We start from the raw sequence: 25,406 nt of genomic DNA on the forward strand, positions 1-25,406 counted from the left end.
ATTCTGCTCCTTTTTTGACTAACAGCTTGAATTTATGGATGGGCTGTATTACTATAAGTTTGTTGCGCTTCAAGGTCTATGGGCGCCAGTGTTCAGTAATAAACGGGATTATCACGTATATTTTACGTTTAAACGGAAACAGTGTATGATACCGGAAATTTACCCAGGGAGGTGAGAAAACATGAATAAATCTGATTTGATCAATGTAGTTACAGAAGCAACTGAACTTCCCAAGAAGGATGCTACTAAAGCTGTAGATGCGGTTTTCGAAGCAATTACAGAAGCACTGCAAAGCGGTGACAAAGTACAACTGGTTGGATTCGGAAACTTTGAAGTGCGCGAACGTTCCGCACGTAAAGGCCGTAACCCACAAACTGGTGAAGAAATCGAAATTCCTGCAAGCAAGGTACCGGCATTCAAACCCGGTAAGGCGCTGAAAGACGGAATCAAATAAAGATTTCTACATATCAATCCCATAGTCTTTTTAAGTAACAACTATGCCGCCCTCCAAGGCGGCATTTGTTTTTTGGAATAGCATGGGCTGTACATTAGTTTTAGAGGAGGATCAGCGATGACGGATAAAAATACGAGCGAAAATCCGCTTCCGACAGGTAGCGACTATATTGTGGTTAAGGCCAAAGAAAATGGCGTTCAAGTCATTGGTTTAACTAGAGGTACGGATACACGCTTTCATCATACAGAAAAGCTAGATAAGGGTGAGGTATTGATTGCCCAATTTACCGATCATACCTCAGCTATGAAAATCCGCGGTAAAGCTGAAATATTTACGAAACATGGACAATTGGAAAGTGAAAGCTGAAAAGCAGGCATAGCCTGCTTTTTTTCAAAATATAGTAAGGGTGAATGATCGCATCCACAAAAAAGTGGGTACTATGGATAAGGGGGCCTGTCCATGAACAAAGCCTGGTTGATCGGAGCCGTATTACTCTTGACCGCAACCTCCGCTGTTATTTTGCCGAAACTGGCAGACTTAGACTCAACTGTACAGCAGAGGAATGGGATAGTGGAGACTTTTACGGGCAGCCATAACACAGTGCTTAACAATGACAATCTTGTTGATGTTCTGGGTACCCTTCCGTTAACCTTATCCATAGATAGCGTAGGCTGGGAAGATCATGTTCTGTCACTGGATCTGAAAGTGAGCGGGAACGATCATGAACCTGAGGAACTCTATCAAAATATGGCCCAGGCCATTTTCTTTGCTATTCAAGAAACCTCGAATGTGAATCAGCTTCTACTTCGCATTGTGGTTGAAGATAAATGGGTTGGTAGCCGCCGATTGCTGTTATCTGGGGATATCAGACGTTCTGAGTGGTCTTATGCGTTGCAAGATGAACTTCAGTCTGCTGGTAATCTTCCTATATCGGAGCGTCTCAAAACAGGCTTCCGCATTAGTGAAACTGAGCTCTGGAAGAAACAGTTCATTTATCCTTGAATGGATTAAAAGAAACTCAGGCGTACCACAGTGCGTGACAAAAAAACATGTGATATAATAGACAAGATTGTGAACAAACGAATTATTATAATGTCAATGGCTTCGGAGGCTGAAATGAAACCGTACTGCATACCGCAACTGGCTAAACCCTACACCGACTACGACATGATTCAGAAGCATACGGATTTGCCGCCGTTTTCTGATGGCCGGGGTCATTTGTTATATATTTTTCTGAATCACGCTTCTTCTGCAAAAGGAAGTTCCGGAGAGTTGTACACGCTTGTGACCACGCTTGTACAACTGGGTCTGGACACTCACGAGGTAATTGACCGTTCGAATGATAGACGGGGGGGAGACCCTATGCGTTCCCGTCAATTGAAGGTACTGGCTGGTGATTACTTCAGTAGCTGGTTTTACCATCTGCTTGCAAAGAGTGATCAGATTGAGATGGTTGGAATCTTGAGTAAGGCAATTGCAGATTTCAATGTCTTGAAAGCGAATCTCTACGTGAAGATGAGAGGAATACGCCTCTCGGCTGAACAATACTTGCGGCACATGGTACAGCTGAATATGCGGCTGTTCCATTCATTTACGCCTATGATAGAGGACTCCTTAGTGGAGCTATGGGAGAAGTTGCTGGTTGAATTCAGTCAGTGTGAGACCGTTGCTCTTGAGCTTCTCCGTAGTGATGATCCCGCGAATGCAGAGAATAGCTATTGCTATTGGAAGATGATGGAGACTGCGTCTGAGGATGAACGCAGGCAGCTTCAAGACCAGAACCTTGATCAGAAGGAATGGAAGATGCTGAAGATGAAATACAAGTGTGATTCTCAACTGACGGACAAGCTTCATCAATCGCTTAAGTCTATTCAGGGACTATTGCAAAGCGTTAAAGACGAGAGTTTGCTTAGAGAGCTAGAGATTGCGCTGGATCGTCTTCTCCTGCAGATGAAGGTATCAGGACAAGCAGCCGTGGAGGGTTAATGGATGACTATGGAAAAGACGACAACTGCTGTGGGTGACAACAGCAAACCGAAAGAGCAGTTTGTGCATTCCGTGTTTGAGAGTATTGCTGGAAAATACGATTTGATGAATGACATTCTAAGCTTTCGCCGTCATAAGGCTTGGCGAAAATTCACAATGAAGAAGATGGGTATGAAGCACGGAGATTCAGCTGTAGACCTATGCTGTGGGACCTGTGATTGGAGCATTGCCTTGGCGGAAGCCTCACAGACGGGTAATGTGATCGGACTGGATTTTAGTAGGGGTATGCTCGAGGTAGGACGCCGCAAGGTTGAAGAGCGAAAGCTTCAGGACCGTATTTCGCTCGTGCAAGGCAATGCTATGGAGCTGCCTTTTGAAGACAATGCGTTCGATTATGCAACGATTGGATTCGGACTACGCAACGTACCAGATCCGGTTCAAGTGCTTAACGAAATGAAGCGGGTAGTAAAGCCTGGTGGGATGGTTGTATGCTTGGAGCTATCCAAGCCGATGAAACAGCCGTTTAAAGGTGTGTATTTCTTCTATTTCCAGCGTGTACTTCCACTGCTGGGTAAGCTGTTCGCGAAAAGGTACGAGCAATACAAATGGCTGCCAGAATCACTGGCATTGTTCCCTGACCGGGAGCAGCTAGTCACTATTTTCCGTGAAACCGGACTTCAAAAAGTGGAATCCTTCCCCTTGACCGGAGGCATCGCGGCATTACATATTGGGCTCAAGGAGAACGGGAATGTTTAAGAAAATCGGTATCTTTTTGCAAATGATTAAGTTTGAACATACGGTATTTGCTTTACCCTTTGCCTTTATGGGTGCTTTACTCGGTTCAGTTGTCATGAATGATAGTCTTCCATCCTGGAGTCAAATTGGCTGGATTGTAATCGCCATGTTTGGAGCACGAAGTGCTGCTATGGGATTGAATCGACTGATAGATCGGATTAGTGATGCTAAGAATCCACGCACAGCCGGAAGAGCGATTCCTGCAGGGTTACTCAAGATCGGTGAAGTTGTCATTTTTATCGGCATTTCGTTTTTCTTACTCTTTTGGGCAGCCTTTAAATTGAATCCTTTGTCCGCTAAGCTTTTACCTATCGCTGTATTTCTTCTTGTTATTTATTCATTCACTAAGCGCTTTACATGGGCATGCCATCTTATCCTCGGCCTCACCATTGCGCTCGCACCTCTGGGCGGCTGGGTAGCTGTGACCGGAAGTGTAAATTGGACTTCTATGGTATTTTACTTCACAATTGTGTTTTGGACTGCTGGTTTTGATGTTATATATTCTTGTCAGGATGTTGAGTTTGATCTTAAAGAGGGCCTAAAGTCCATTCCAGTGCGATTTGGGGTCCAAGGCGCGCTCGTTATTGCCCGCGTATTTCACATTCTTACGGCGATTGGATTCGTATCGCTGCTGTTTTTGACGGATTTAAGCTGGTGGTATGTAGCAGGTATGATTCTCGCTTATATTATTCTTTTTTATGAGCATTATATTGTATCTCCGAGTGACCTTAGTCGTTTGCAGACAGCTTTTTTCACTATGAACGGCGTGCTGAGCATCGTGGTGTTCTCTTTCACTTTGATTGACTTGGTGGTGCACTTCAACTAATGACGCTTACTAAACCGAAAAACTTTGTGGTGGGCATTACAGGAGCAAGCGGTGCTATCTATGGTATCCGTCTGATCGAAACGTTACTATCGCTAGGCTACTCCGTGCATCTGGTAGTAAGTAATGCGGGCTGGCGCGTATTTAAAGAAGAGCTGGGTTATATCGCAACAGACCGGGAAGGCTTTTTGAACGAGAAGTTCAAGGGCTATCCCGGTTCTCTGATTTATCATCCTGTTGCTGATATCGGTGCAACGATCGCAAGTGGTTCCTTTCGTGTGGAAGGGATGATTATTATGCCTTGTTCCATGGGAACGTTGTCTGCGGTTGCTAATGGAACCTCCGATAATCTGATGACTCGTGCTGCTGATGTTATGCTTAAGGAAGGACGTCCACTGGTCCTTGTTCCTCGTGAGACACCTCTGCATGCTATTCATCTTGAGAATATGTTGAAGCTGTCCCGTCTGGGGGTTCGGATCATTCCGGCAATGCCGGCTTTTTACTTTGGACCACAAAGTATGGATGATCTGATTAATTTCATGGTGGGCAAAGTGCTTGACAGCTTCAATATAGAACATCAATTATTTCGCAGATGGGGGGATTGAAAGGATGGACAATAACAGCCACACCATCATCGGTAAAATCAGCTATACCAACTCATGGCCGGTATTTCACAATTTTCATCCCTCTGCACTGAAGTATCCTGCAGAGATGGTGAGTGAAGTACCTGCCATTCTTAATCAGGGGATGAGTCGTGGAAGTATTCATGTGGGTGCGTTATCCTCTTTTGCATATGCTGAAGCTAATGATAAGTTATTGCTGTTGCCTGATTTATCGGTAAGTGCGGACGGTCCCGTGAGGTCAATATTTCTTTTTTCTCGGGTGCCTCTTGCTCAGATAGGTACGGGTACGATAGCAGTTACGAACACTTCTGCAACATCGGTGAACTTGCTGAAAATTTTAATGGAAAAAGCTTTTGGCAATCAACCAGAATATATTAGCGCTAACCCTGATTTGGATGCCATGATGCATCAAGCAGATGCCTGCTTACTCATTGGTGACAATGCTATTAAGGCCTCTTGGCAGGATCAAGGTTATATCGTAACGGACCTGGCGGAGCTTTGGAAAGACTGGACGGGTTTAGGGATGACCTTTGCGGTCTGGGCTGTGAATCGAAAGGCTGCGGAGGACAAACCAGAAGCTATTGCGGAGATTGCCGAAGCTTTTGCTGAGAGTAAACTGCGGGGATTAAGTGATTTAGATCCTATAGTATTAGCAGCCTGTACAACCATTGGAGGAAATAAGTCTTATTGGGAAGGGTACTTCCGCAATTTATGCTATGATTTTGGAGAAAGGCAGCAGAAAGGTCTGAACCTCTATTTCCGCTATGCCTATGAGATGGGCCTGCTGCCGCAGGCAGTGAAGATGGAGATTTGGAGTCATAAACTGTTGACACGGGTGAAGGAATGAAACGACTGCAAATATTCGGATTACTGAATAGAGACATGGATCAGATTGAAAAAGAGTTGTATCGTAGCGTTCAGGGTGATGACGATTTACTAACCGAGACCTCCTTGCATTTATTAAAAGCTGGCGGCAAAAGATTGCGACCCGTTTTTGTCTTGATGGGTGGGAAATTTGGAAAGTATGATCTAGAGAAACTGAAGCGTGTGGCGATACCGCTAGAACTGATTCATAGTGCATCACTAGTTCATGATGATGTGATCGACGATGCAGAACTGCGCCGAGGTGAACTCACTGTAAAAGCCAAATGGGGCGATAAAATTGCCATGTACACCGGTGACTACATATATGCAAAAGCGCTGGTGATGACGACCGAGCTGAAGAATCCGCGAATTCATCAGATTTTGTCCAAGGCCATGATTGAAATGTCGTTAGGTGAGATGGAGCAGATTCGTGACTTCTTCAACAGTGAGCAGAGTGTGCGTCATTACCTGCGGCGGATCCGCCGCAAAACAGCGCTGCTGATTGCCGTTAGCTGCCAGCTTGGGGCTCTTGCTGCTGAAGCAGATCCAGAGGTAGCTCGTCTACTTTATAATTATGGTTATAACGTCGGTATGGCGTTCCAGATTAGAGATGATTTACTCGATCTTTCAGGCACTGAGAAACAAATTGGCAAACCCCCAGGCAGCGATATGCGACAGGGAAATATCACACTACCAGTCATTTATAGTCTGGAAGATGAAAGATTGCGGGCGTCACTCCTTGAGGAGTTGAAGTCTATTCGCGAGGGTCACAGTACAGTAGGACGTGCCATTGATCTTATTCTTTCTGGAGACGGTATTGCCCGTTCCGAAGAGCTGGCTTCTCGTTATATTGCGAAGGCACTTGCGGCACTAGATCAGCTGCCTAACAACAAGACAAAGCGTAATCTGCGTGATATTGCCTTTTTTGTAACAGGAAGAGCTTATTAGAGATTTGGCGGTAATATGAAATTAAACGTTTCCAGATAGCGCGGTTTCTGTTAAGATAGCGTCAAAACAACCCAACTAATGGGAAATTGGAGAGTGCCTCTATGGAAAAGACGTATTTGATGGTCAAACCGGATGGAGTACAACGTGGACTAATCGGGCGTATTGTTTCACGCTTTGAAGATAAGGGTTTTAAGCTGGTCGCTGCAAAGCTGATTACAGTAAGTGAAGACCAAGCTAAAAGACATTATGCGGAGCATGCTGGTAAGGACTTTTTTTCAGAGTTGGTCGCTTTCATAACATCAGGTCCGGTGTTTGCAATGGTATGGGAAGGTGATGATGTTGTGGCTTTATCCCGTACACTTATTGGTAAGACGAAGGTCGGAGAGGCCCTGCCGGGTACGATTCGAGGCGATTTTGCTAGCCATACACCACTTAATTTGATTCATGGATCAGACTCGCCTGAAAATGCTGAACGAGAAATTGCTAATTTCTTTACTCCAGATGAACTGAATCTGTATAACAAAGACATCGCAGTCTGGATGTAGGAGCCAGACGGGAGGTAGGGGATTAACATGTCTGATCGTAATGTCACAGCATTAACAGTAGATCAAGATTACATAGGGTTTATTCATCATGTTAAGCAAAGCACCGGAATTGATCTGGCTCAATATAAGGAAGCGCAGATGAAGCGGCGTTTAACAACTCTTCGTGTGAAGAATGGATATCAAACCTTTAGTGATTTTTTTGCAGCAATGATGAAGGACAAGGATTTATTTTATGAGTTTTTGGACCGAATGACGATTAATGTCTCGGAGTTCTGGCGGAATCCGAATCGGTGGGAAGTATTGCGAGATATCATTCTTCCTGACTTACAACAATCTGGGCGCAGATTAAAGCTGTGGAGCGCTGCATGTTCCACTGGAGAAGAACCCTATACACTAGCTATGATTTTATCGGATAAGAATGTATTGGGACAGACAGGCATTCTGGCTACGGATATTGACGACGGTGCTCTTTCCAAAGCGAAGCAAGGCCTGTATCTGGAACGTTCTTTAAAGGATGTGCCTAAGGATGTTGCTGCTCGTTATTTCAAACCCGAAGGTCCATTATTCAAAGTTAGTGACACGCTTAAGAAAAACATAGATTTCCGCAAACAGAATCTACTGCTGGACAAGTTCGACGAGGGCTATGATCTTATCATTTGCCGTAATGTAATGATCTATTTCACTGAAGAAGCGAAGAATAAACTTTACCATAAGTTCTCGGCTAGTTTACGTCCTGGAGGATATTTGTTTGTGGGCAGCACGGAGCAAATCTTTACACCAGCGCAATTTGGCTTTGAATCGACGGAGACCTTTTTCTATCGCAAAAAATAATTACTTCTTGCTCCTTCATCAAAGTACTTTTTAACGTATACTTTCGCTATAGTTAGTGATACTGGTTAGTAGAATCTGTAAGCTAAGCGAAAGGATCGTTAAACCGATGGACAAAAGCAAGGTCATTGCCGCGTACAAACGAGGCTTTATCACCGTTGTTGAGTGCGGGCAAATTCTCGGTGTGGAAGAAATGCAATTGAAGCGCCTTCTGCAATTGGAAGAGCGTAAGTCTACATTTCCTTCAACAAGCCAGCGGATCGGCAGCTAATAAGCGCCGGACCGAACCGAGGAGGGGCTGTCCCAAAAGTAGATTTTTTACTGAGGGATGGCTTCTTTTTCTTTTTAAAAGGTGATTGTCAGCGGAATTTTTCCTTTTGTCGGTGTCATTACAACTTATACGATATGGCAATCCTTAATTTAATGAAAATTTTACCAATTTCAATTTCCCATGAGGACAAAGTTAAAATGAGTAGAATGAGGTATAGAAATGCACCAGATTTATCGCTGCATTAGGTGAGTTACATGGAGAAATTTCTTGATTATTAGTCTGATGAGCAGTAATCTCCAGAATTCAGAGAGATTTCCGTAATGTATACAATCCATGGGTTATTTGCTTGTGTGGTACGGACTCAGACGCAGTTATATGCGCATTTTAAGCCTTTTGGAGCGAGTTATGGACTGGAGAGACGTTATTCATCATAAATAGGGGGAATATCATGTCATTTCAGTCATATAACTGCACTGGAGTCCGTTAGTATCCCAAAACAGCGTAATTATTACAGATAAGGGCACTGGTGTCCGAACGCAAATTTGGTCGCAATAAAATTATATTATTTTTTTTATTTAAAGGATTGCTCAGACGAGAATAGTTGCAGTTTGTGCATTTAAACTAATTAGTTTTAGGGAATATGGCGCTTTAGTTGCAGTTTGTGCAATTACATCAACCTAACATGCTCCGAAAGCTCTAAAAATCGTTTTTTAACTGCAGAGAGTGCAATTAAAAGAAGAGACGTAATAAATTCAGCTACAATAGATGCAGAAAATGCAACTATTTAATCGTTGAAGGTGTGAGTGTGTCGGACGGTTATCGTCTTTAAAAGATGACAACGTAATGTAGCCTGAGCACAATGATCGAATACATGGATATACCTGCCGAATTGAAGATCGCGTTGGAACATGCCTGAGGTGGAAGAAAGCTCTCAAGTAGAATAGAAAAGGGGACGGATATGAGTGGAAAAACATATCCGTCCCCTTCCCGCACTGAAGCGGTTGAATTTACTCCGGATCTTTAAAGGATCGAGCCGTAAGTGAGATTTTTCTTAAAAAAAGTCGGTTCATTTTGTTGCGAATGGAGTCATTTTATGAAGATCCCTTTCTTGTCAAAGAGGATTGCCTATACTATAATGAGCAAAGATCATACGGATTTTAGCGGTTTACAGTTTAAAAGTATAAAAGGGGGAACGCAGCATGAGTTTGCGCTATTTAACAGCGGGGGAAACGCACGGGCCCCAGCTTACGGCCATTATTGAGGGATTGCCAAGTAATTTGACATTGGATTTTGAAGAGCTTAATTTTCAATTGCAGCGTCGCCAAAAAGGGTATGGACGTGGACGTCGCATGCAGATTGAGAAAGATACGGCGCAAATTGTAGGTGGAGTGCGTCACGGCTATACTACAGGTGCTCCGGTAGCATTGGTAGTAGAGAACAAAGACTGGACCCACTGGAAGAACATTATGAACATCGAGCCTATTCCTGGCAGTGACGAAGAAAAACGCCGGGTAAATCGGCCACGTCCTGGCCATGCAGACCTGAATGGCGGATTGAAGTATAATCATACGGATCTTCGTAACGTTCTGGAGCGCTCCAGTGCTCGTGAAACGGCAGCTAGAGTTGCATGTGGCGCTGTAGCCAGACAGCTGCTCGCAGCTTTTGGCGTGAAAGTAGCAGGACAAGTCATCCGCATCGGTGAAATTGAAGCCCCTGCTAACGATCTGCCTATCGATGAGCTGATTGAACGGACAGAACAGTCCTCTGTCAGAGTTGTCGATAAAGAAACGGAGCAGAAGATGGAGGCTTACATAGATCAGATCAAGGAAGAAGGCGACTCCATCGGTGGAATCGTTGAATGTATCGTCGAAGGACTGCCAATTGGACTTGGCAGCTATGTACAGTCCGATCGGAAGCTTGACGGGGCAATTGCTGGGGCGGTAATGTCGATTAATGCATTCAAGGGTGTTGAAATCGGGATTGGGTTTGAGGCAGGCAAATTGCGTGGATCGCAAGTGCATGATGAGATTATGTACGAGGCTTCTCAAGGCTACTACCGTGCAAGCAACCGCTTAGGTGGTTTTGAAGGTGGTATGACTAACGGAATGCCTGTTGTAGTTCGCGGTGTCATGAAGCCGATCCCTACCCTCTATAAGCCGCTTCAAAGTGTGGATATCGACACGAAAGAACCATTTACAGCACAAGTAGAACGTTCGGACGCTTGTGCAGTCCCTGCGGCATGTGTGGTTCTGGAAAACGTAGTGGCATGGGAAATTGCAAAAGCTTTTCTTGATAAATTCGGTGGCGATTCACTGGAAGAAATTAAAGCGAACTATGAGAACTACCTATCTCAACTGGAGAGCTACTAATTATGCGTACGATTAATGTAGATTTGGGTGACCGCTCGTATCCTATCCTTATCGGAAGTGGATTACTTAAGGACATTGCCCATTATTGTGCTGAGGCGGGATTTTCGGATCGTAGTCCACTGTTAGTTGTGAGTGATAGTGAAGTAGCACCACGGTATTTGCCGGCTCTTGAGGAAGCTCTGCGTTCACATGGCTATACTGTGGTCAGTCACATTATGCCGGCAGGTGAAGCTTCTAAATCATTAACTGTGTATGAAGAGGTCATGACTACCGCGATTCAAGCAGGGTTAGACCGTAATTCAGCAGTTTTGGCTTTAGGTGGCGGCGTGGTTGGTGATTTAGCTGGATTTGTAGCAGCAACCTATATGCGCGGAATCGGATTTCTACAAATTCCGACGACGATTCTAGCTCACGATAGTAGTGTAGGTGGTAAAGTGGCGGTGAATCATCCATTAGCCAAAAATATGATTGGGGCTTTCTATCAGCCTTCGATGGTACTCTATGATTTGGATACCCTTCGCACGCTTCCGCCGCGTCAAGTAACTTCTGGTCTGGCCGAAGTAGTAAAGCACGGTCTTCTAGTCGACAAAGAGTTCGCCTATTGGTGTAGAGATCATGCCGAAGAACTGCTAGGCTTGAATGTCGAAGCTTTGGGTTATGCACTAGAACGCGGCTGTGCGATCAAGGCAGAGGTAGTGGCGAATGATGAGCGTGAACATGGACTTCGGGCCATACTCAATCTCGGACATACCATTGGACATGCCATTGAAGCCGTTGGTGGGTACGGCGTGTTTTTACACGGAGAAGCGATTGCTATTGGCATGGCAGGTTCTGCGCTTTTGGCTGCAAAGCTTGGTCGGGATCCATCTATCTATGAAGATACAGTAACTATGTTGTCCGCACTATCACTACCGATACGACTCCCATCCGAATATGATGAGGATGAGTTGATGGAAGCTATGATGCATGATAAGAAATTTAAAGAAGGTAAGATGACATTTATCGTGCCTGATTCTATAGGCTCTGTAAGCATTGTGAACGATGTGCCGGAGTCGCTTGTGCGAGAGGTTCTCGCGGAGCTAAAGAGGGAGGAAAGACCGTGGTAAACCGGGGGATTCGCGGAGCAACAACCGTGACTAAGAACGAAGAGGCAGAGATTTTACGCGAGACCGTTATACTGCTACGGGAAATCGTAGAACGCAATGATGTTATAGCTGAGAATATAAGCAATGTATGGATTACGATGACCAATGATCTGGATGCTACTTTTCCTGCAAGAGCGATACGTGAGATTGAGGGCTGGGAAATGGTTCCACTCATGTGTTCAACAGAGATCCCGGTTAAAGGTAGCTTACCGAAGTGTATCCGGTTGATGGTACAGATTAATACGGATAAATCGCAACGTGAGATTCGCCATGTTTATCTGAATGAGGCTCAGAAGCTGCGTCCAGATTTATCAGAGAACAAGTCTTAAATTATAGTTGTGGGTTGTCAATGACCCTTGTCATCATGTATAGTGTAATTAGCCGAGTATAGAAGAGTTTAGTTTAGTTGAGATGAGTATAGTTGAGCAGAGTGCAGAATTTTTTGCAAATATAAGAAAGTATACGTTATGTTCTATACATTCTTATATTTCTCGCATATACGCTTTACCGTCCTTATAAGGACGCCGAAGACGTTTATGCTTGGATTAGCAGGTATTGTGTAAGCAGAGTCTTTATTGTGATATGGACTGAAGTGCTATTTGGCATCAGTTATGTATCTTATTTAAGGATAAGTCTGTTAACACTACATAATTATGCTGATCAATGCTCAAAAACATATACTAACTTACACAAACCCTCTACTTCGGTAGAGGGTTTTTCTGTGTTTCGGAACCATTCATATATTTAAGGGGGCATCTAAAAATGACGAATCCGAGTGTTCAAGAAGTGGTAAAGCTGTCGCGGGATTTTAATCTGATTCCTGTTGTGAAGCGACTGCTCGCTGATATGGAGACACCTATCCGGTTATTCCAACGTTTCGCTGAACGTGACCGTGCGTTCTTACTTGAAAGTGTAGAGGGTGGCAAACAATGGGCCCGGTATTCGTTCATCGGTAGCGATCCCTTTTTGATGATATCAGGTAAAAAGGGTGCAATTAACGTTGAAGTCGGCGGTGAGAAGAAGCAATTGCACGGAAAGCCAATTGAGGAGCTTAAGGCGTTATTACGCTCCTACCGTAGTCCTAAGCTGGAGGAGATGCCTCCATTTACAGGTGGGGCTATCGGATTTTTTGGATATGATCTACTGCAATATTATGAGAAGCTACCTCAGCACCCTGTGGATGATCTCAAAATGGATGATATAAGATTTATGTTTTGTGATCGCATCATTGTTTTTGATCATGTGAAGCAGCAGATTCTTCTTGTTGGCAACCTGCATGTAAAAGATGGAGATACAGATTCAGACATCAGATCCAATTATGAAAGCTTGAGTCGTAAGCTGGAGGAGATGGCTGAGGATCTGCAAAAAGAAGGTCCTAAGGAAAATGTGAATCGTCGCAGCATTCCGCAGGATATCGAACTAGGTGAGATTCATTCTAATCTAACCAAAGAGCAGTACATCAACAATGTAGAACAGGCGAAGGAATACATTCGCTCCGGGGATATCTTTCAAGTGGTGCTTTCGCAGCGTCTGCATATTGAAACAGAAGTTTCTCCATTGCATGTATACCGGATGCTTAGAACGCTTAATCCGTCACCATACATGTACTATTTAAAAATGGATGAGGAGATTATTGTTGGTACCTCACCGGAAGCGCTCGTGAAGGTGGATGGAAATCGTGTGGAGACACGGCCGATTGCTGGAACAAGACCAAGAGGTGAAAGTGAGGCTGCGGATCGTGCGTTTGCTGCGGAGCTCCTGGAAGATGAAAAAGAACGGGCGGAGCACCTGATGCTTGTTGATCTAGGTCGTAATGATCTAGGGAGAGTCTCCAAATTTGGAACTGTGAAGTGTGATTCCTTTATGGAGATTGAAAGATACTCGCATGTCATGCACATGGTATCGAATGTGTCGGGCACGCTCAGTGAGGATAAAGATTTCTTTGATGCATTTCTCTCCTGTCTGCCAGCCGGAACTGTTTCTGGGGCTCCGAAGCTACGGGCCATGGAGATAATAGCTGAGCTAGAACGAGAAGCTCGGGGAGCTTATGCCGGAGCGATTGGATACCTAGGGTTCTCAGGAAACATGGATTCTTGTATCACCATTCGTACCATTATCTTTCGAAAAGGTCGTGCGTACGTGCAGGCCGGGGCAGGGATCGTTTGGGACTCGGTTCCTGAGAAAGAATACGAGGAGACCGTGAATAAAGCGAAGGGCATGCTGAAGGCCATTCGTATGGCAGAAGCTATGTTTCCATCCGAAGTGAAAGAGAAACAAGTCATCAACCAAGATTATATGTACGAATATACCCCTGAACAAGTGGTTTGATTTATATAGTAACTCATTAAGGCTGGGAGGAAGAATATTATGGATAGAGCGAAATTGATACAATCAGGAATCGCCGGACTGATCGAAGGCAAGAATCTGACACGTACTGAAGCACGGGATATAATGGGTGCTATAATGCTTGGAGATGCTTCACATGCGCAAATCGGTTCATTGCTGACTGCTTTACGGATTAAGGGAGAAACCGTGGAGGAGATTACGGGTTTTGCGGAAGCCATGAGAGGTTTCGGCACATCCGTACTCACTGACCGCGCACGTTTGTTAGATACCGCTGGTACTGGCGGTTCCGGCATCCATAAATTTAATATTTCAACCGCCTCAGCGATTATTTCCTCAGCGGCTTCAGTAAGAGTTGCAAAGCATGGCAACCGCTCTGCTTCCGGTAGAGCGGGAAGTGCTGATGTTCTTGAAGCCCTAGGCGTTAACATTCATCTGAATGCTGAGCAGGCCCGGGAATGTCTGGATCGTATCGGAATTTGTTTTTTATTCGCACAAATTTATCATCCCTCGATGCGGCATGCTGCAGCTCCTCGTAAAGAGCTTGGTGTGCGTACAGTTTTCAATATGCTAGGCCCGCTTACGAATCCAGCAGGAGCGGATCGTCAATTGCTAGGGATTTATGACCGGAATAAGACGGAGACAGTGGCGAATGTACTGAAGGAGCTGGGTTCCAAACGCGCAATGGTTGTAAGCAGTTATGATGGCCTTGACGAAATCAGCATCTCAGCCCCTACATTAGTGTCGGAGTTAAAAGAGGGTATTGTGACCACTTATGAAATCACTCCGGAGAGATTGGGTCTTAACAGACACCCGCTTGAAGCTGTTCTTGGTGGAGATGCAGCTGAGAATGCAGCAATTATTACCTCTGTGCTCCAAGGTGAGATCACTCCTTATCGGGATATCGTTTTAGCTAATGCAGGAGCATGTGTATATGTTGCAGGTCTGGCAGATACCTTGGCTGGTGGCGTCGAGAAAGCTAAAGAAGTAGTGGATTCAGGCAAGGCATTATCCAAGCTAGAACAGCTTGTTGTGATGACGGAGGAGCTTAATTATGTATCTTGATAAAATTATAGCTACCAAGATTAAAGAGGTGGAGGCGCTCAGTGATAGCTTTTCTCTGGCCCAAGCTGAACGTGATATAGCAGCACTCCCACAGACTAGAGGTTTTCGTAAAGCTCTGACCCAAGGGAAGAACAGGGATATGGGCTTGATCGCTGAGGTGAAGAAGGCTTCCCCTTCTAAAGGGTTGATCCGTGAAGATTTTGATCCTGTTTCCATTGCAAAAGGTTATGAAGCGGGAGGCGCTGACTGTTTATCAGTTCTAACAGATAAGGATTATTTCCAAGGCAGCGCTGCTTACCTGCAGCAAGTGAAGGAAGCCGTAAATCTACCGCTGCTTCGCAAAGATTTTATTATCGATGAGAAACAGATCTACGAAGCTCGTCTTCTCGGAGCAGATGCGGTGTTGTTGATCGTAGCTATATTAACGCCGGATAAACTGTCTTATTTTATAGAAATAGCTACAGAGCTTGGAATGGATGTGTTGATTGAAGTTCATGACCGAAATGAGCTTGCGGTTGTATTAAGCACAGACAAGATCAATCATTCTAATGTACTGCTAGGAATTAATAATCGTAATCTTCGTACCTTTGAGACATCCTTGGAAACAACAGCAGAGCTGGCAGCCCTCGTACCTCAAGGCGTTCCCGTGATCAGTGAAAGTGGAATCGCAGGGCCAAGTGATATTGACTACCTAAGAACGACAGGTGCTCATGGAGTACTTGTAGGGGAGTATCTCATGCGCCAGGCTGACGTGGAAGATGCGGTAAACAACTTGCTAGGCGTCCTTCCAAATGGAAAGGACCGTGTCCAGCATGGCTGAGACATTGGTAAAAATCTGTGGACTTCAGGACGTTGAAGTGCTAAAATCTATGGTACACTTACCACTAGATTATATTGGATTTGTATTTGCGCCTAGTCGTCGCAGGGTCACTCTGGAGCGTGCTGCCGAACTGATTGCTGAGCTTCCACAATGGAAGACTAGTGAAAAGCCTAAAGCTGCCGGGGTTTTTGTTAATCCTGAGCTGGATGAGCTGAGAGAACTACTTTCCGTAGCGCCACTAGATGTCATTCAGCTACATGGGCAGGAAAGTCCAGCCTTTTGTCAGACGGTTCGGCAAGCTTTTCCACAAGTTCAGGTTTGGAAGGCATTGTCTATTGCTGATAAAGAGCGTGATGACGCAGATAACGAATATTCATTGGAACAATATGCAGGCTCCGTGGATGCGGTTTTATTAGATACTTATGATCCTCAGCAGAGCGGTGGCTCTGGGCGCACATTTGCTTGGGAAAGATTGCCTGATTATCAGGAAATTGCGCTACGAATTGGTTTGCCGTTGTTTGTGGCTGGAGGACTTCATCCTAATAATGTAGGAGAATTGCTAGATACCTATGCTCCGTACGGAGTAGACGTATCTAGTGGGGTAGAGAGTGAAGGCATTAAAGATATTATTAAAATGACAGCTTTTGTGGAAAGGGTGAAGCAATCATGACACAAGTACCGGACCAGCATGGACGTTTCGGTTCATTCGGAGGGCGCTTCGTGCCCGAAACTTTGATGACTGCATTGATTGAGCTGGAGGAAGCCTATCGAAAGTATTCGGCGGACCCGGCTTTTCAAGAAGAAATAGATTATCTATTAAAGCAATATTCCGGACGTGAGACCCCGCTGTATTATGCGGAACGTCTAAGCAAGCATCTGGGAGAAGCTAAAATATATTTGAAGCGTGAAGATTTGAATCATACAGGTGCTCATAAGATTAACAATGCGATTGGTCAGGGGATTCTGGCCAAAATGATGGGTAAAACCAAGGTGATCGCTGAAACTGGAGCTGGACAGCATGGCGTAGCTACTGCTACGGTTGCAGCTCTACTTGGGATGGAATGTAAGGTGTTTATGGGAGAAGAGGATACTCGTCGCCAGGCCCTCAACGTATTCCGTATGAAGCTGCTTGGTGCAGAGGTGATTCCTGTTACATCCGGATCGCGCACCCTTAAAGATGCCGGTAACGAAGCACTTCGCTACTGGGTTAGCAATGTAGAGGACACTTTCTATATCCTCGGTTCAGCCGTAGGCCCACATCCTTATCCGATGATGGTTCGTAACTTCCAGCGGGTGATTGGTGATGAAACGCGGCGCCAGATTCTGGAAGCTGAAGGAAGACTGCCGGATCTGCTTGTAGCTGCTGTAGGTGGCGGTAGTAATGCTATCGGCATGTTCTACCCGTTCGTGGAGGATGAGAATGTCGGTATGATTGGTGTTGAGGCAGCAGGCAAAGGTATAGACACACCTTTTCATGCGGCGACGATGAGTAAGGGGACTCATGGCGTATTCCAGGGCTCGATGAGCTATCTACTGCAGGATGAGCATGGCCAAGTAACAGAGGCACACTCCATTTCCGCAGGTTTGGATTATCCTGGTGTTGGTCCTGAACACTCCTATCTAAAAGATATCGAACGCGCAAAATATGTCCCAATTACAGATGCAGAGGCGCTAGATGCACTGAAGCTACTTTGTGTAACGGAAGGCATTATTCCAGCGCTAGAGTCGGCACATGCGATAGCCCATGTAGTGAAGCTGGGTCCGACCCTTACCAAAGATGATGTTGTTGTTATCTGCCTGTCAGGCCGGGGAGACAAAGATGTGGAATCCATCATGGCGTACACAGAAGGGAAGGGAAACGAATGACAACCGAAACTACAAACCGGATGGATTTGGTATTCCGGAAGCTTAAAGCGGAAGAACGGACGGCATTGATTCCTTTTCTGACGGTCGGAGATCCAGATCTGGAGACTACTCTTGCCATCATCGCCGAACTAGAAATTGCTGGCGCAGATATTCTCGAGCTAGGGGTTCCTTATTCCGATCCTCTTGCTGATGGCCCTGTAATTCAGCGAGCGTCTGCACGGGCACTACGAGGTGAAGTTCACCTGCGTACCTGCATGGAGACCGCGTTAAAAGCTCGTCAAGCCGGAAGCAGTATGCCATTTATTTTATTTTCCTATTACAATCCTATCCTGCAAATGGGGCTCGACACATTCTTCGCTGAACTGAACGCTCATGAGATTAGTGGACTTATTATACCAGATCTCCCTGTCGAGGAATCAGAGGAAATGCGTCGACGCAGCAGTGAAGTTGGAGTTAACCTCATCCCATTAGTTGCTCCGACCTCAAGCGAACGTATTGCGAAGATTGTCTCAGGTGCTAGTGGGTTTATCTATTGTGTATCCTCATTAGGTGTGACAGGAGAACGATCCACTTTTCATGCTGATGTAGAAGCGTTTATTAATTCTGTACGTCAAGCAACTGATCTACCAGTAGCGGTTGGATTTGGTATTTCAACTGGCGAACAGGTTGCCCGCTTTGCTCAGATTTGCGATGGTGTTGTAGTAGGCAGTGCCATTGTTCGCAAAATAGAAGATGTAATTCCGCTGCTCGATCATCCTGCCACGCGGAATGAGGGACTGTTGCAAATTCGAGAATTTGTGGCACAATTAAAAAGACCATAACAGTGTCATTCTGACCTGTGTATAGTGGAGTAATCAACTATGGAGAGCGAGGACTATTCATGAATCCAAAACCGAATATAGTTAATCTCCCTGTCTACAAACCAGGGAAACCTATAGACGAAGTCAAGAAGGAGCTTGGCTTAAGTGAGGTTATTAAGCTTGCATCCAATGAGAACCCGTATGGAGCTTCTCCGAGCGCTAAAGAAGCTATTCTAGCAGAGCTTGAGAATCTGTATCTTTATCCAGACGGCTCGGCTGTTGAGTTAACGGCAGCACTTGCCAGTCGTCTTGGTGTGAATAGCGACAATATTATTTTTGGCTGTGGCTCTGATGAGATTATTGCACTTATTGCTCGCGCCTTCTTCTTGCCAGGTGATGAGACAATCATGGCTGACCAGACCTTCTCTGTGTATAAGAGTAACGCAGATATCGAGAGTGCTGTATCTATTGAGGTACCACTTGTAAATGGTACACATGATTTGGATGGGATGTTGGCCCGTATAACGGATCGCACTAAGGTGATCTGGATCTGTAATCCGAATAATCCAACAGGTACGATTGTACCGGAGGAAGCTTTGGTTTCTTTCCTAGATGCTGTACCTTCGAATGTGATGGTTGTCCTTGATGAAGCATACTGTGAATACGTAACCGATCTTTCTTACTCAAACGGCATCGAATTATTGAATCGTTATACGAATCTGGTTGTGCTTCGCACATTCTCCAAAATTTATGGCTTGGCTGCACTGCGTATTGGTTACGGCGTTGCGAGTCCTGAGATTATTTCATTGATCAACAAGGTACGTGAGCCTTTCAATACCTCACGCCTTGCTCAAGCGGCGGCTCTTGCTGCCTTGAATGACCAAGACTATGTGCAGGAATGCCGTCGTCTTAATAGCGCGGGTATTCTTCAATTGCAAGGTGAATTCAAACGTCTGGGCCTAGAATCTTTCCCTGCACACGGGAACTTCATTATGGTAGATGTTCGTAAGCCTGCAACTGAGGTCTTCGATGCTTTGATGCGTAAAGGAATCATTGTGCGAGCTGGCCACCGTATTTACCCAACTTATATTCGTGCCACTGTAGGATCAGCAGAGCAGAACTCAGCTTTTATAACCGCTTTGGAACAAACGCTTATAGAGTATGGTGTGCGCGCTTAGGTAATAAACAGCAAGACTAGACTAAAAAAGGCAGGTAGTTCAAAGAACATGACGACAAAAATAGCTATATTCGGTGTCGGTCTGATCGGAGGCTCACTGGCCCTTTGCTTTAAAGGCAAGGAGGGCCTGACCGTCGTAGGACATGCCCACCGTCCTGAATCCGCGAATAAATATATAAGCAGAGGTGTGGTAGATCATGCCACGCTTTCTGTTGAAGAAGCAGCACTTGATGCTGATTTCATTTTTTTGTGTGTACCGGTAGGGATGTTAGAGGATTATCTGCAGCAGTTAAGCAATTTGCCCCTAAAACCCGGCTGCATTATTACAGATGTGGGAAGTACGAAAGCTAGCATTGCCGCATGTGCGGTCTCTTTAGATATTCCTGGAGTACATTTTATCGGCGGACACCCAATGGCAGGCTCAGAGCGGTCAGGTGTTGAGGCAGCTTCATCCCTACTGTTTGAAAATGCGTATTACGTGTTAACGCCTCCTCCTGGAGTGCCAGACGAGGCCTATCATGCACTGGAGTCCTTACTACACCATACAAGAGCGCAGATTGTACGCCTTAATCCAGAACGTCATGATGAGATTGTAGGTGCCATTAGTCATTTGCCACATATTATTGCTGTTGCTCTGGTAAATCAGATTCGCGCCTATGATGATAACGACTCCTTGTACAGTACGCTAGCCGCTGGAGGATTTCGGGATATCACTCGGATAGCGTCAAGCGATCCTATTATTTGGCGTGACATCCTACTGAATAATCGTTCAGTGATGCTTCGTTTATTGAAGGATTGGAATGAAGAAGTATCTTCTTTTGTTCACTTACTGGAAAATGAAGATGGTGTAGGGATTGAAGAAGCCTTCCAACAAGCGAATGGTTTCCGCAGTCAGTTACCTGAACGGCGTAAAGGTATGATAGCGCCTTTATTTGATCTACATATTGATGTGCCGGATCATCCGGGTATTATCGGTCGTATTGCAACAGAGCTGGGGGATCAAGGAATTAACCTTAGCAACGTACAAATTATCGAGAGCCGTGAAGATGTGCCGGGTATTATGCGTCTCTCGTTCCGGCAGGAGAACGATATGGAGCGAGCCAAAATTCTGCTGCAGGAGCACGATTATACGGTTTATGTATAGTAAGCAGCCCTTCCAATACGGAGGGGCTTTTTTGTTATGGGATTTGAAAAAAAGCACAACGCTGAGAACAGCTACTGCTTCAAGTGGATGCAGAAGGGGGTATTAATGACTATGGGGAATATAGCGCTTACAAGGCAAAAAAAAGACCGCTTACAAAGTAAGCGGCTACAGTTCACAATAAATTGGAACCGTGTAGTATTTGGATAGGAGTGGAGAGAAACCATACTGTACTTTTATTATATGTATCCGTTTACATTTTGTCAATAGTTTATTAAAAAGAGATTAAAGTCATATTAAAGTGATCAAAGTCTTATTGTTGGAGCTAATATTCGTTTATAATCTGTTGTCAGGTCTTGCTGACGAGATTACTGCTCTGAAGTCTATTAATGTCATCCTATGAGAATCTGTGATACAATAGAGCAGGTATATTTCTAGATTCGTTTCTAATTTTATGCACGCATAGAAGTATGCCTCTTTTCTTTTTATATTCATCACAATCGTTACGCCTTATTTATAAGGTGCTTGAATATACATAGGTGTATTTCATAAAAAACTAAAAATTTGCAGTAAACACCGCAACTTTTAAAGCCCAACCCGGTAATAATAAGTACGGACCGGACGGGAAAAGACGTGCAAGGGCGAGGAGGGCCAATCTCACCATGACGGATTCCCAGTTGATCCAGCAAATCAAACAAGGAAACACAGAATTATATTCAGAATTAATGCGTCGTTATCAGCGGAAAATATTGGCATTTGTATACCATATGCTTAGAAACTCACAAATGGAGCTAATTGCAGAGGACCTTTGTTCGGAGACTTTCTACAAGGCATTCCGTAGCTTGCATTCCTTTCGAGAGGTAGATGCGTCCTTTTCAACATGGTTGTATACTATTGCTCGTAATACTGTGCTAAGTGAGCTGCGTAAGAATCGTGCTGGAAATGTATCCCTAGAAGAGAGTGGATATACTCCTGTGGCACCGCTTGAAGTAGCACCTGAGCAGGCTGCATTGCGTAAAGAGCGGATGAACTTGGTCCGTGAGGCAATTAATAATCTTCCGGAGAAACAACGCTCTGCGCTAATCCTGCGTGAGTACGATCAAATGGACTATCAAGAAATTGCAGAAATTTTGGATCAGAGTGTAAGCTCCGTGAAATCATTGTTGTTTCGTGCCAGGAGTAGTGTGAAGCTTCAACTCGAATCCTATTTCAATGAGCCTGAAGTTGAAGAGCAGGTTGAGAGGGTGTAAGGCGAATGAATTGCAGGGAAGCGCAAGAATGTATTCCGCTCTTGTGGGACGCTCCCCCCACACATCCTAGGCGGATTTTGCTTGAAAGACATATTGTAACTTGTCCTTACTGCGCTGCTGAATGGTCTTTGTGGCAAGAGAGTAGTCAGCTTATGCAAGATTTGAAGGCAGAGATTAGTGAAGAACGTGCAGAGGTCATAAACGTTAAAGTTATGGAGCGGATTTATCTAGAGAGTCCTTGGTTGATGCCAGGGGATGGAAAATCTGCAGGGACATCTGCCATTGTTCGCCATCGGCTTAGTCTCTGGATCGCGTGCTTTCTGGCGGTATTTCTGTCCAGTGTTCTTTATTTTACTATGTTTAGAACACCTGCTAATATCACGGTGGCTCAAAGTGGAATTGTAGAGACTGGTATTGCCGGTTCTATGGAATGGACATCCACTTATCCCATTTTAGGCTCTGAAGGCGGGATTATTGAACCGCTTGTAGTGAATATGGGACCTACTCACCCACAATATTGGATGATGTTATCCATGCTTGGCGTGGGCTTTGCAGTATTTTCACTAACCCGGCTGAATCGCTTTCGCAGATCATAAAGACGTATTGACGTATGACTTAGCTGTTGCAGTATATAATAGTGTTAAGAACGTTGTAGAAGTCCCTTTAAGTAAAGTTATTAGGGGCTTTTTTGCATTCTAATACATATAAAAAGAAGACTTTTATTTTCATCCATGTTACATTAAGAAACAAATACTTGAGAGAAAAGGGGGAGGCAATATGCTAATCGGCTTGATACGCCATGGACTGACGGACTGGAATGCAATTGGTAAGATACAGGGGCAAAGTGATATTCCGCTTAATGATGAAGGACGAATGCAAGCTGCGATGCTTGCTGACCGCTTATTACAAGAACCGTATCGCTGGGATTACTGCATTACAAGTAACCTTTCCCGCGCCGCTGAGACAGGCAAAATTATCGCTGATAAGTTAAGTATACCGCTGCTAGATCCTGATAATCGTATCCGGGAGCGTGCCTACGGACAAGTAGAGGGGCTTACTGCTGCTGAGCGTGAAGAGAAGTGGGGGAAGGAATGGAGTCAGCTCTCACTTGGTCAAGAAACCGATGAACAGCTTCAGGCTCGTGCACTTGCTTTTATGGAAGATATTTCTGCGAAGCATCCCAATCGGAACATTCTAGTCATTTCTCATGGGGGCTTCCTTGCTCAACTGTATACTGCACTTTACAAGGATAAGTATTCTGAGCGAATTGGCAATCTATCCCTAACAATTTTGGAGAAGAATGAACGGGATTGGAACCCTATTTTATATAATTGTACTCGCCATATCCTGCAAAATCAGCATTAACCCGTGCATCGGGTTATTTTTTTTGCGCCAAGGGGAATAAAATGGGCTGTAATTCCCATAATGGTAGTAAAACGGTGAGGCGATAAAATATGAATCTGGCGGATATGCTCACTTATGCAGATATTGGACAGCTGACCGCCATAGCGGGACGCTACCGGTGTGAATGCAAGCAGAATTCCAAACATGACTTGATCCAGAGTATTTTGATTATGCTTGGAAGTAGAAGTTTTATGGAGTCTCATATCCGGGAATGTGCTCCGGAGGATCTGCGGTTTCTGAATACATTACTTTTTGATGAACGCAGTCACTTTAGTCTAGAAGATTTGTTGGCTGTAGCTAGGCAGGCTTCTTTTGATGCTCCTGAAGGAAAGAGCGGAGGCTTCCGGGAGATGGTTTCTCGTTTCAAAAGTGGAGGCTGGCTCTTTAGTGGCTCCTCCCAGCAAACCAGATACTTGTTCCAAGTGCCCAAAGATTTGAAAGAGCGCTTTCGTGAGACAATGAGCGCAAATATCAAAGATAAGATCACGATTAGCTCTGAACCAGCCGTGTATCGAAATGAAGGGGAATTGTTGACAAGCGATCTGGTTATGCTTCTGAGATATATTAAAGAAAATGAGCCAGAGCTAAATCAGGAAGGGGCAATGTATAAGCGGTATCAGCAAGGCGTGATGAATGCACTTCATATTCCGGAGGAGCTTCTTAGCAAGGGAGGCTGGAGGTTTGGTTATGGTAGGGCATGTGAGCATTATCCACCAAGATTAGCACTCCTGTATGATTATGTTCGTCACCGCCGCTGGATCACTGAAGAAGGCTTTCAGCTAAGGCTTACAGCGACGGGTGAGGCTGTCTTGACCGATGGGAAATGCGATTCATTGATGCAGATATTCTCTTTTTGGTTAAAGCTATATAAAGGGGCTGTGCCAAACCTACCTTCACTTGTGTATTGGGTAAGCATCGGTGCAGGGAATTGGGTGAGCGTACCTTCATTAGTGGATGGTGTGGGGTGGCTAATTAAACCGTTCTATTATGATAATGCTGCTTCGATTCTGGAGCAACGTATTATTCGGATGATGGTGCACCTTGGGATGCTTAAATTAGGCGAGACCTCTGCTGGACTTGCTGTGATGATGACGCCGTGGGGGATGGAGATAGCCGTGCCTAAGCATCTATAGTAGTGATGAGGCATACAAGTAAATGCTTATGGGGATTACATACGCATATGAAGTCTTCGTTAGGTTGCAGATGGGCACAATAGAGGAGTATTGAGTAGATTGGGCAAATATGTAGAACGTAGACAGGATTGTTGAATATGATTTAGTAGGTGACGCCTCTTTTGAAACCGAAAACATAATCATCTGGATGGATATCAAAATATCGAAGAGATAAGGATCTCTTAAATAGCGGAGGTGTATCGAATGGACAAAATGAAGGCTACGTATGAAGTGATGCTAGGACTTGCGGCAGAAATGGTGTGGGATGAAGCGCTGCGAAAGCGTCGCTCCGACATCTTGCACCGTGAGATCGACACGGCTCTGGCTACAGGAGATAAGTTGGCTTTTCGAAATCTTACAGAAGAACTTAAAAGTTTGGCATAAAGAAATGCGCTTAGCGCATTTCTTTTTTTTATTGTTTAGGAAATTATCCGAAGAAAGAGGAGGGCGGGAATGAACGTGAAGAAGCAGGAGACATGGAAAAAACGAGAGTCGCACGTCAGATTCTAAAAACCGAACGGGCCTTATATCCTCCGAAATGCATGTTTTAGTCGAGCTTACGGATAAATGTATGCGAAAAACCGAATACAATGTGCCGCCAGTAACGTAACCGAGCCAAATGTATGCGAAAAAGCGAATACAATGTGCCGCCGGTAACGTAAACGAGCCAAATGTATGCGAAAAAGCGAATACAATGTGCCGCATTAACGTAACCGA

Annotated in this window: 28 protein-coding genes; all 28 read left to right on the forward strand. The window is 44.8% G+C overall.

Annotation, left to right across the window (positions count from 1 at the left end; genetic code table 11):
- Positions 1–181 precede the first annotated feature (181 nt).
- The 28 genes from NSS67_RS12650 to NSS67_RS12785 all read left to right on the forward strand — a co-directional run bounded on the left by NSS67_RS12650 (position 182) and on the right by NSS67_RS12785 (position 25,073).
- Positions 182–454: an HU family DNA-binding protein gene (locus NSS67_RS12650; RefSeq protein WP_036676223.1), complete on the forward strand. Its 273-nt coding sequence runs from the start codon at positions 182–184 to the stop codon at positions 452–454.
- Between the two features lie 117 nt (positions 455–571).
- Positions 572–820: a trp RNA-binding attenuation protein MtrB gene (gene mtrB / locus NSS67_RS12655; protein ID WP_313639199.1), complete on the forward strand. Its 249-nt coding sequence runs from the start codon at positions 572–574 to the stop codon at positions 818–820.
- Positions 821–913: 93 nt separating this feature from the next.
- Entirely contained in the window at positions 914–1,456 is a 543-nt protein-coding gene (locus NSS67_RS12660) for a hypothetical protein (RefSeq protein ID WP_339319852.1), read from the forward strand.
- Positions 1,457–1,546: 90 nt separating this feature from the next.
- Complete coding sequence (locus tag NSS67_RS12665) at positions 1,547–2,440, forward strand: heptaprenyl diphosphate synthase component 1 (RefSeq protein ID WP_339319853.1); 894 nt, start codon at positions 1,547–1,549, stop codon at positions 2,438–2,440.
- 3 nt (positions 2,441–2,443) lie between these two features.
- On the forward strand, positions 2,444–3,196 hold the full coding sequence (locus NSS67_RS12670; RefSeq protein ID WP_339319854.1) for a demethylmenaquinone methyltransferase: 753 nt from the start codon (positions 2,444–2,446) through the stop codon (positions 3,194–3,196).
- Positions 3,189–4,061, forward strand: coding sequence for a UbiA-like polyprenyltransferase (locus tag NSS67_RS12675; RefSeq protein WP_339319855.1), 873 nt, complete (start codon positions 3,189–3,191; stop codon positions 4,059–4,061). Before NSS67_RS12670 ends, NSS67_RS12675 begins: the two co-directional genes overlap by 8 nt.
- Positions 4,061–4,663, forward strand: a complete 603-nt coding sequence (locus NSS67_RS12680) for a flavin prenyltransferase UbiX (protein ID WP_339319856.1) — start codon at positions 4,061–4,063, stop codon at positions 4,661–4,663. Before NSS67_RS12675 ends, NSS67_RS12680 begins: the two co-directional genes overlap by 1 nt.
- 4 nt (positions 4,664–4,667) lie before the next feature.
- Positions 4,668–5,528: a menaquinone biosynthesis protein gene (locus tag NSS67_RS12685; RefSeq protein ID WP_339319857.1), complete on the forward strand. Its 861-nt coding sequence runs from the start codon at positions 4,668–4,670 to the stop codon at positions 5,526–5,528.
- On the forward strand, positions 5,525–6,493 hold the full coding sequence (locus NSS67_RS12690) for a polyprenyl synthetase family protein (protein WP_339319858.1): 969 nt from the start codon (positions 5,525–5,527) through the stop codon (positions 6,491–6,493). Before NSS67_RS12685 ends, NSS67_RS12690 begins: the two co-directional genes overlap by 4 nt.
- Before the next feature lie 101 nt (positions 6,494–6,594).
- The gene (ndk, locus tag NSS67_RS12695; protein ID WP_339319859.1) at positions 6,595–7,038 is read left to right on the forward strand and encodes a nucleoside-diphosphate kinase; all 444 of its coding nucleotides are present in this window, start codon (positions 6,595–6,597) and stop codon (positions 7,036–7,038) included.
- A 27-nt stretch (positions 7,039–7,065) separates the two neighbouring features.
- Positions 7,066–7,869 (forward strand): protein-glutamate O-methyltransferase CheR, encoded by an 804-nt coding sequence (locus tag NSS67_RS12700; RefSeq protein WP_339319860.1) that lies wholly within the window; start codon positions 7,066–7,068, stop codon positions 7,867–7,869.
- A 106-nt stretch (positions 7,870–7,975) separates the two neighbouring features.
- Complete coding sequence (locus NSS67_RS12705) at positions 7,976–8,137, forward strand: hypothetical protein (RefSeq protein ID WP_339319861.1); 162 nt, start codon at positions 7,976–7,978, stop codon at positions 8,135–8,137.
- 1,199 nt (positions 8,138–9,336) lie between these two features.
- Positions 9,337–10,506 (forward strand): chorismate synthase, encoded by a 1,170-nt coding sequence (gene aroC, locus NSS67_RS12710; RefSeq protein WP_339319862.1) that lies wholly within the window; start codon positions 9,337–9,339, stop codon positions 10,504–10,506.
- A gap of 2 nt (positions 10,507–10,508) precedes the next feature.
- The gene (aroB, locus tag NSS67_RS12715; protein WP_339319863.1) at positions 10,509–11,612 is read left to right on the forward strand and encodes a 3-dehydroquinate synthase; all 1,104 of its coding nucleotides are present in this window, start codon (positions 10,509–10,511) and stop codon (positions 11,610–11,612) included.
- Positions 11,606–11,980: a chorismate mutase gene (aroH, locus tag NSS67_RS12720; protein ID WP_339319864.1), complete on the forward strand. Its 375-nt coding sequence runs from the start codon at positions 11,606–11,608 to the stop codon at positions 11,978–11,980. The genes aroB and aroH overlap by 7 nt, the downstream gene beginning before the upstream one ends.
- A gap of 433 nt (positions 11,981–12,413) precedes the next feature.
- A complete protein-coding gene (trpE, locus tag NSS67_RS12725) occupies positions 12,414–13,979 on the forward strand; it encodes an anthranilate synthase component I (protein WP_339319865.1) in 1,566 nt (521 codons plus the stop codon).
- A 39-nt stretch (positions 13,980–14,018) separates the two neighbouring features.
- The gene (gene trpD, locus NSS67_RS12730; protein ID WP_339319866.1) at positions 14,019–15,059 is read left to right on the forward strand and encodes an anthranilate phosphoribosyltransferase; all 1,041 of its coding nucleotides are present in this window, start codon (positions 14,019–14,021) and stop codon (positions 15,057–15,059) included.
- On the forward strand, positions 15,049–15,879 hold the full coding sequence (trpC, locus tag NSS67_RS12735; RefSeq protein ID WP_339319867.1) for an indole-3-glycerol phosphate synthase TrpC: 831 nt from the start codon (positions 15,049–15,051) through the stop codon (positions 15,877–15,879). Before trpD ends, trpC begins: the two co-directional genes overlap by 11 nt.
- Positions 15,872–16,549: a phosphoribosylanthranilate isomerase gene (locus tag NSS67_RS12740; protein ID WP_339319868.1), complete on the forward strand. Its 678-nt coding sequence runs from the start codon at positions 15,872–15,874 to the stop codon at positions 16,547–16,549. The genes trpC and NSS67_RS12740 overlap by 8 nt, the downstream gene beginning before the upstream one ends.
- Positions 16,546–17,745, forward strand: a complete 1,200-nt coding sequence (gene trpB / locus NSS67_RS12745; protein ID WP_339319869.1) for a tryptophan synthase subunit beta — start codon at positions 16,546–16,548, stop codon at positions 17,743–17,745. The genes NSS67_RS12740 and trpB overlap by 4 nt, the downstream gene beginning before the upstream one ends.
- Positions 17,742–18,566 (forward strand): tryptophan synthase subunit alpha, encoded by an 825-nt coding sequence (trpA, locus tag NSS67_RS12750; RefSeq protein ID WP_339319870.1) that lies wholly within the window; start codon positions 17,742–17,744, stop codon positions 18,564–18,566. Before trpB ends, trpA begins: the two co-directional genes overlap by 4 nt.
- A 59-nt stretch (positions 18,567–18,625) precedes the next feature.
- Entirely contained in the window at positions 18,626–19,723 is a 1,098-nt protein-coding gene (hisC, locus tag NSS67_RS12755; RefSeq protein ID WP_339319871.1) for a histidinol-phosphate transaminase, read from the forward strand.
- Between the two features lie 48 nt (positions 19,724–19,771).
- A complete protein-coding gene (locus NSS67_RS12760; protein WP_339319872.1) occupies positions 19,772–20,866 on the forward strand; it encodes a prephenate dehydrogenase in 1,095 nt (364 codons plus the stop codon).
- A 659-nt stretch (positions 20,867–21,525) separates the two neighbouring features.
- Complete coding sequence (locus tag NSS67_RS12765; protein WP_313639728.1) at positions 21,526–22,113, forward strand: sigma-70 family RNA polymerase sigma factor; 588 nt, start codon at positions 21,526–21,528, stop codon at positions 22,111–22,113.
- Positions 22,114–22,118: 5 nt separating this feature from the next.
- Positions 22,119–22,709 (forward strand): hypothetical protein, encoded by a 591-nt coding sequence (locus NSS67_RS12770; RefSeq protein ID WP_339319873.1) that lies wholly within the window; start codon positions 22,119–22,121, stop codon positions 22,707–22,709.
- 181 nt (positions 22,710–22,890) lie between these two features.
- Complete coding sequence (locus tag NSS67_RS12775) at positions 22,891–23,478, forward strand: histidine phosphatase family protein (protein ID WP_339319874.1); 588 nt, start codon at positions 22,891–22,893, stop codon at positions 23,476–23,478.
- An 89-nt stretch (positions 23,479–23,567) separates the two neighbouring features.
- Positions 23,568–24,650 (forward strand): hypothetical protein, encoded by a 1,083-nt coding sequence (locus tag NSS67_RS12780; protein ID WP_339319875.1) that lies wholly within the window; start codon positions 23,568–23,570, stop codon positions 24,648–24,650.
- Positions 24,651–24,893: 243 nt separating this feature from the next.
- Positions 24,894–25,073, forward strand: coding sequence for an IDEAL domain-containing protein (locus tag NSS67_RS12785; protein ID WP_042129535.1), 180 nt, complete (start codon positions 24,894–24,896; stop codon positions 25,071–25,073).
- The last annotated feature ends 333 nt before the right edge of the window (positions 25,074–25,406 follow it).

It is taken from the genome of Paenibacillus sp. FSL R10-2734, assembly GCF_037963865.1.
Taxonomy (GTDB): Bacteria; Bacillota; Bacilli; order Paenibacillales; family Paenibacillaceae; genus Paenibacillus_AQ.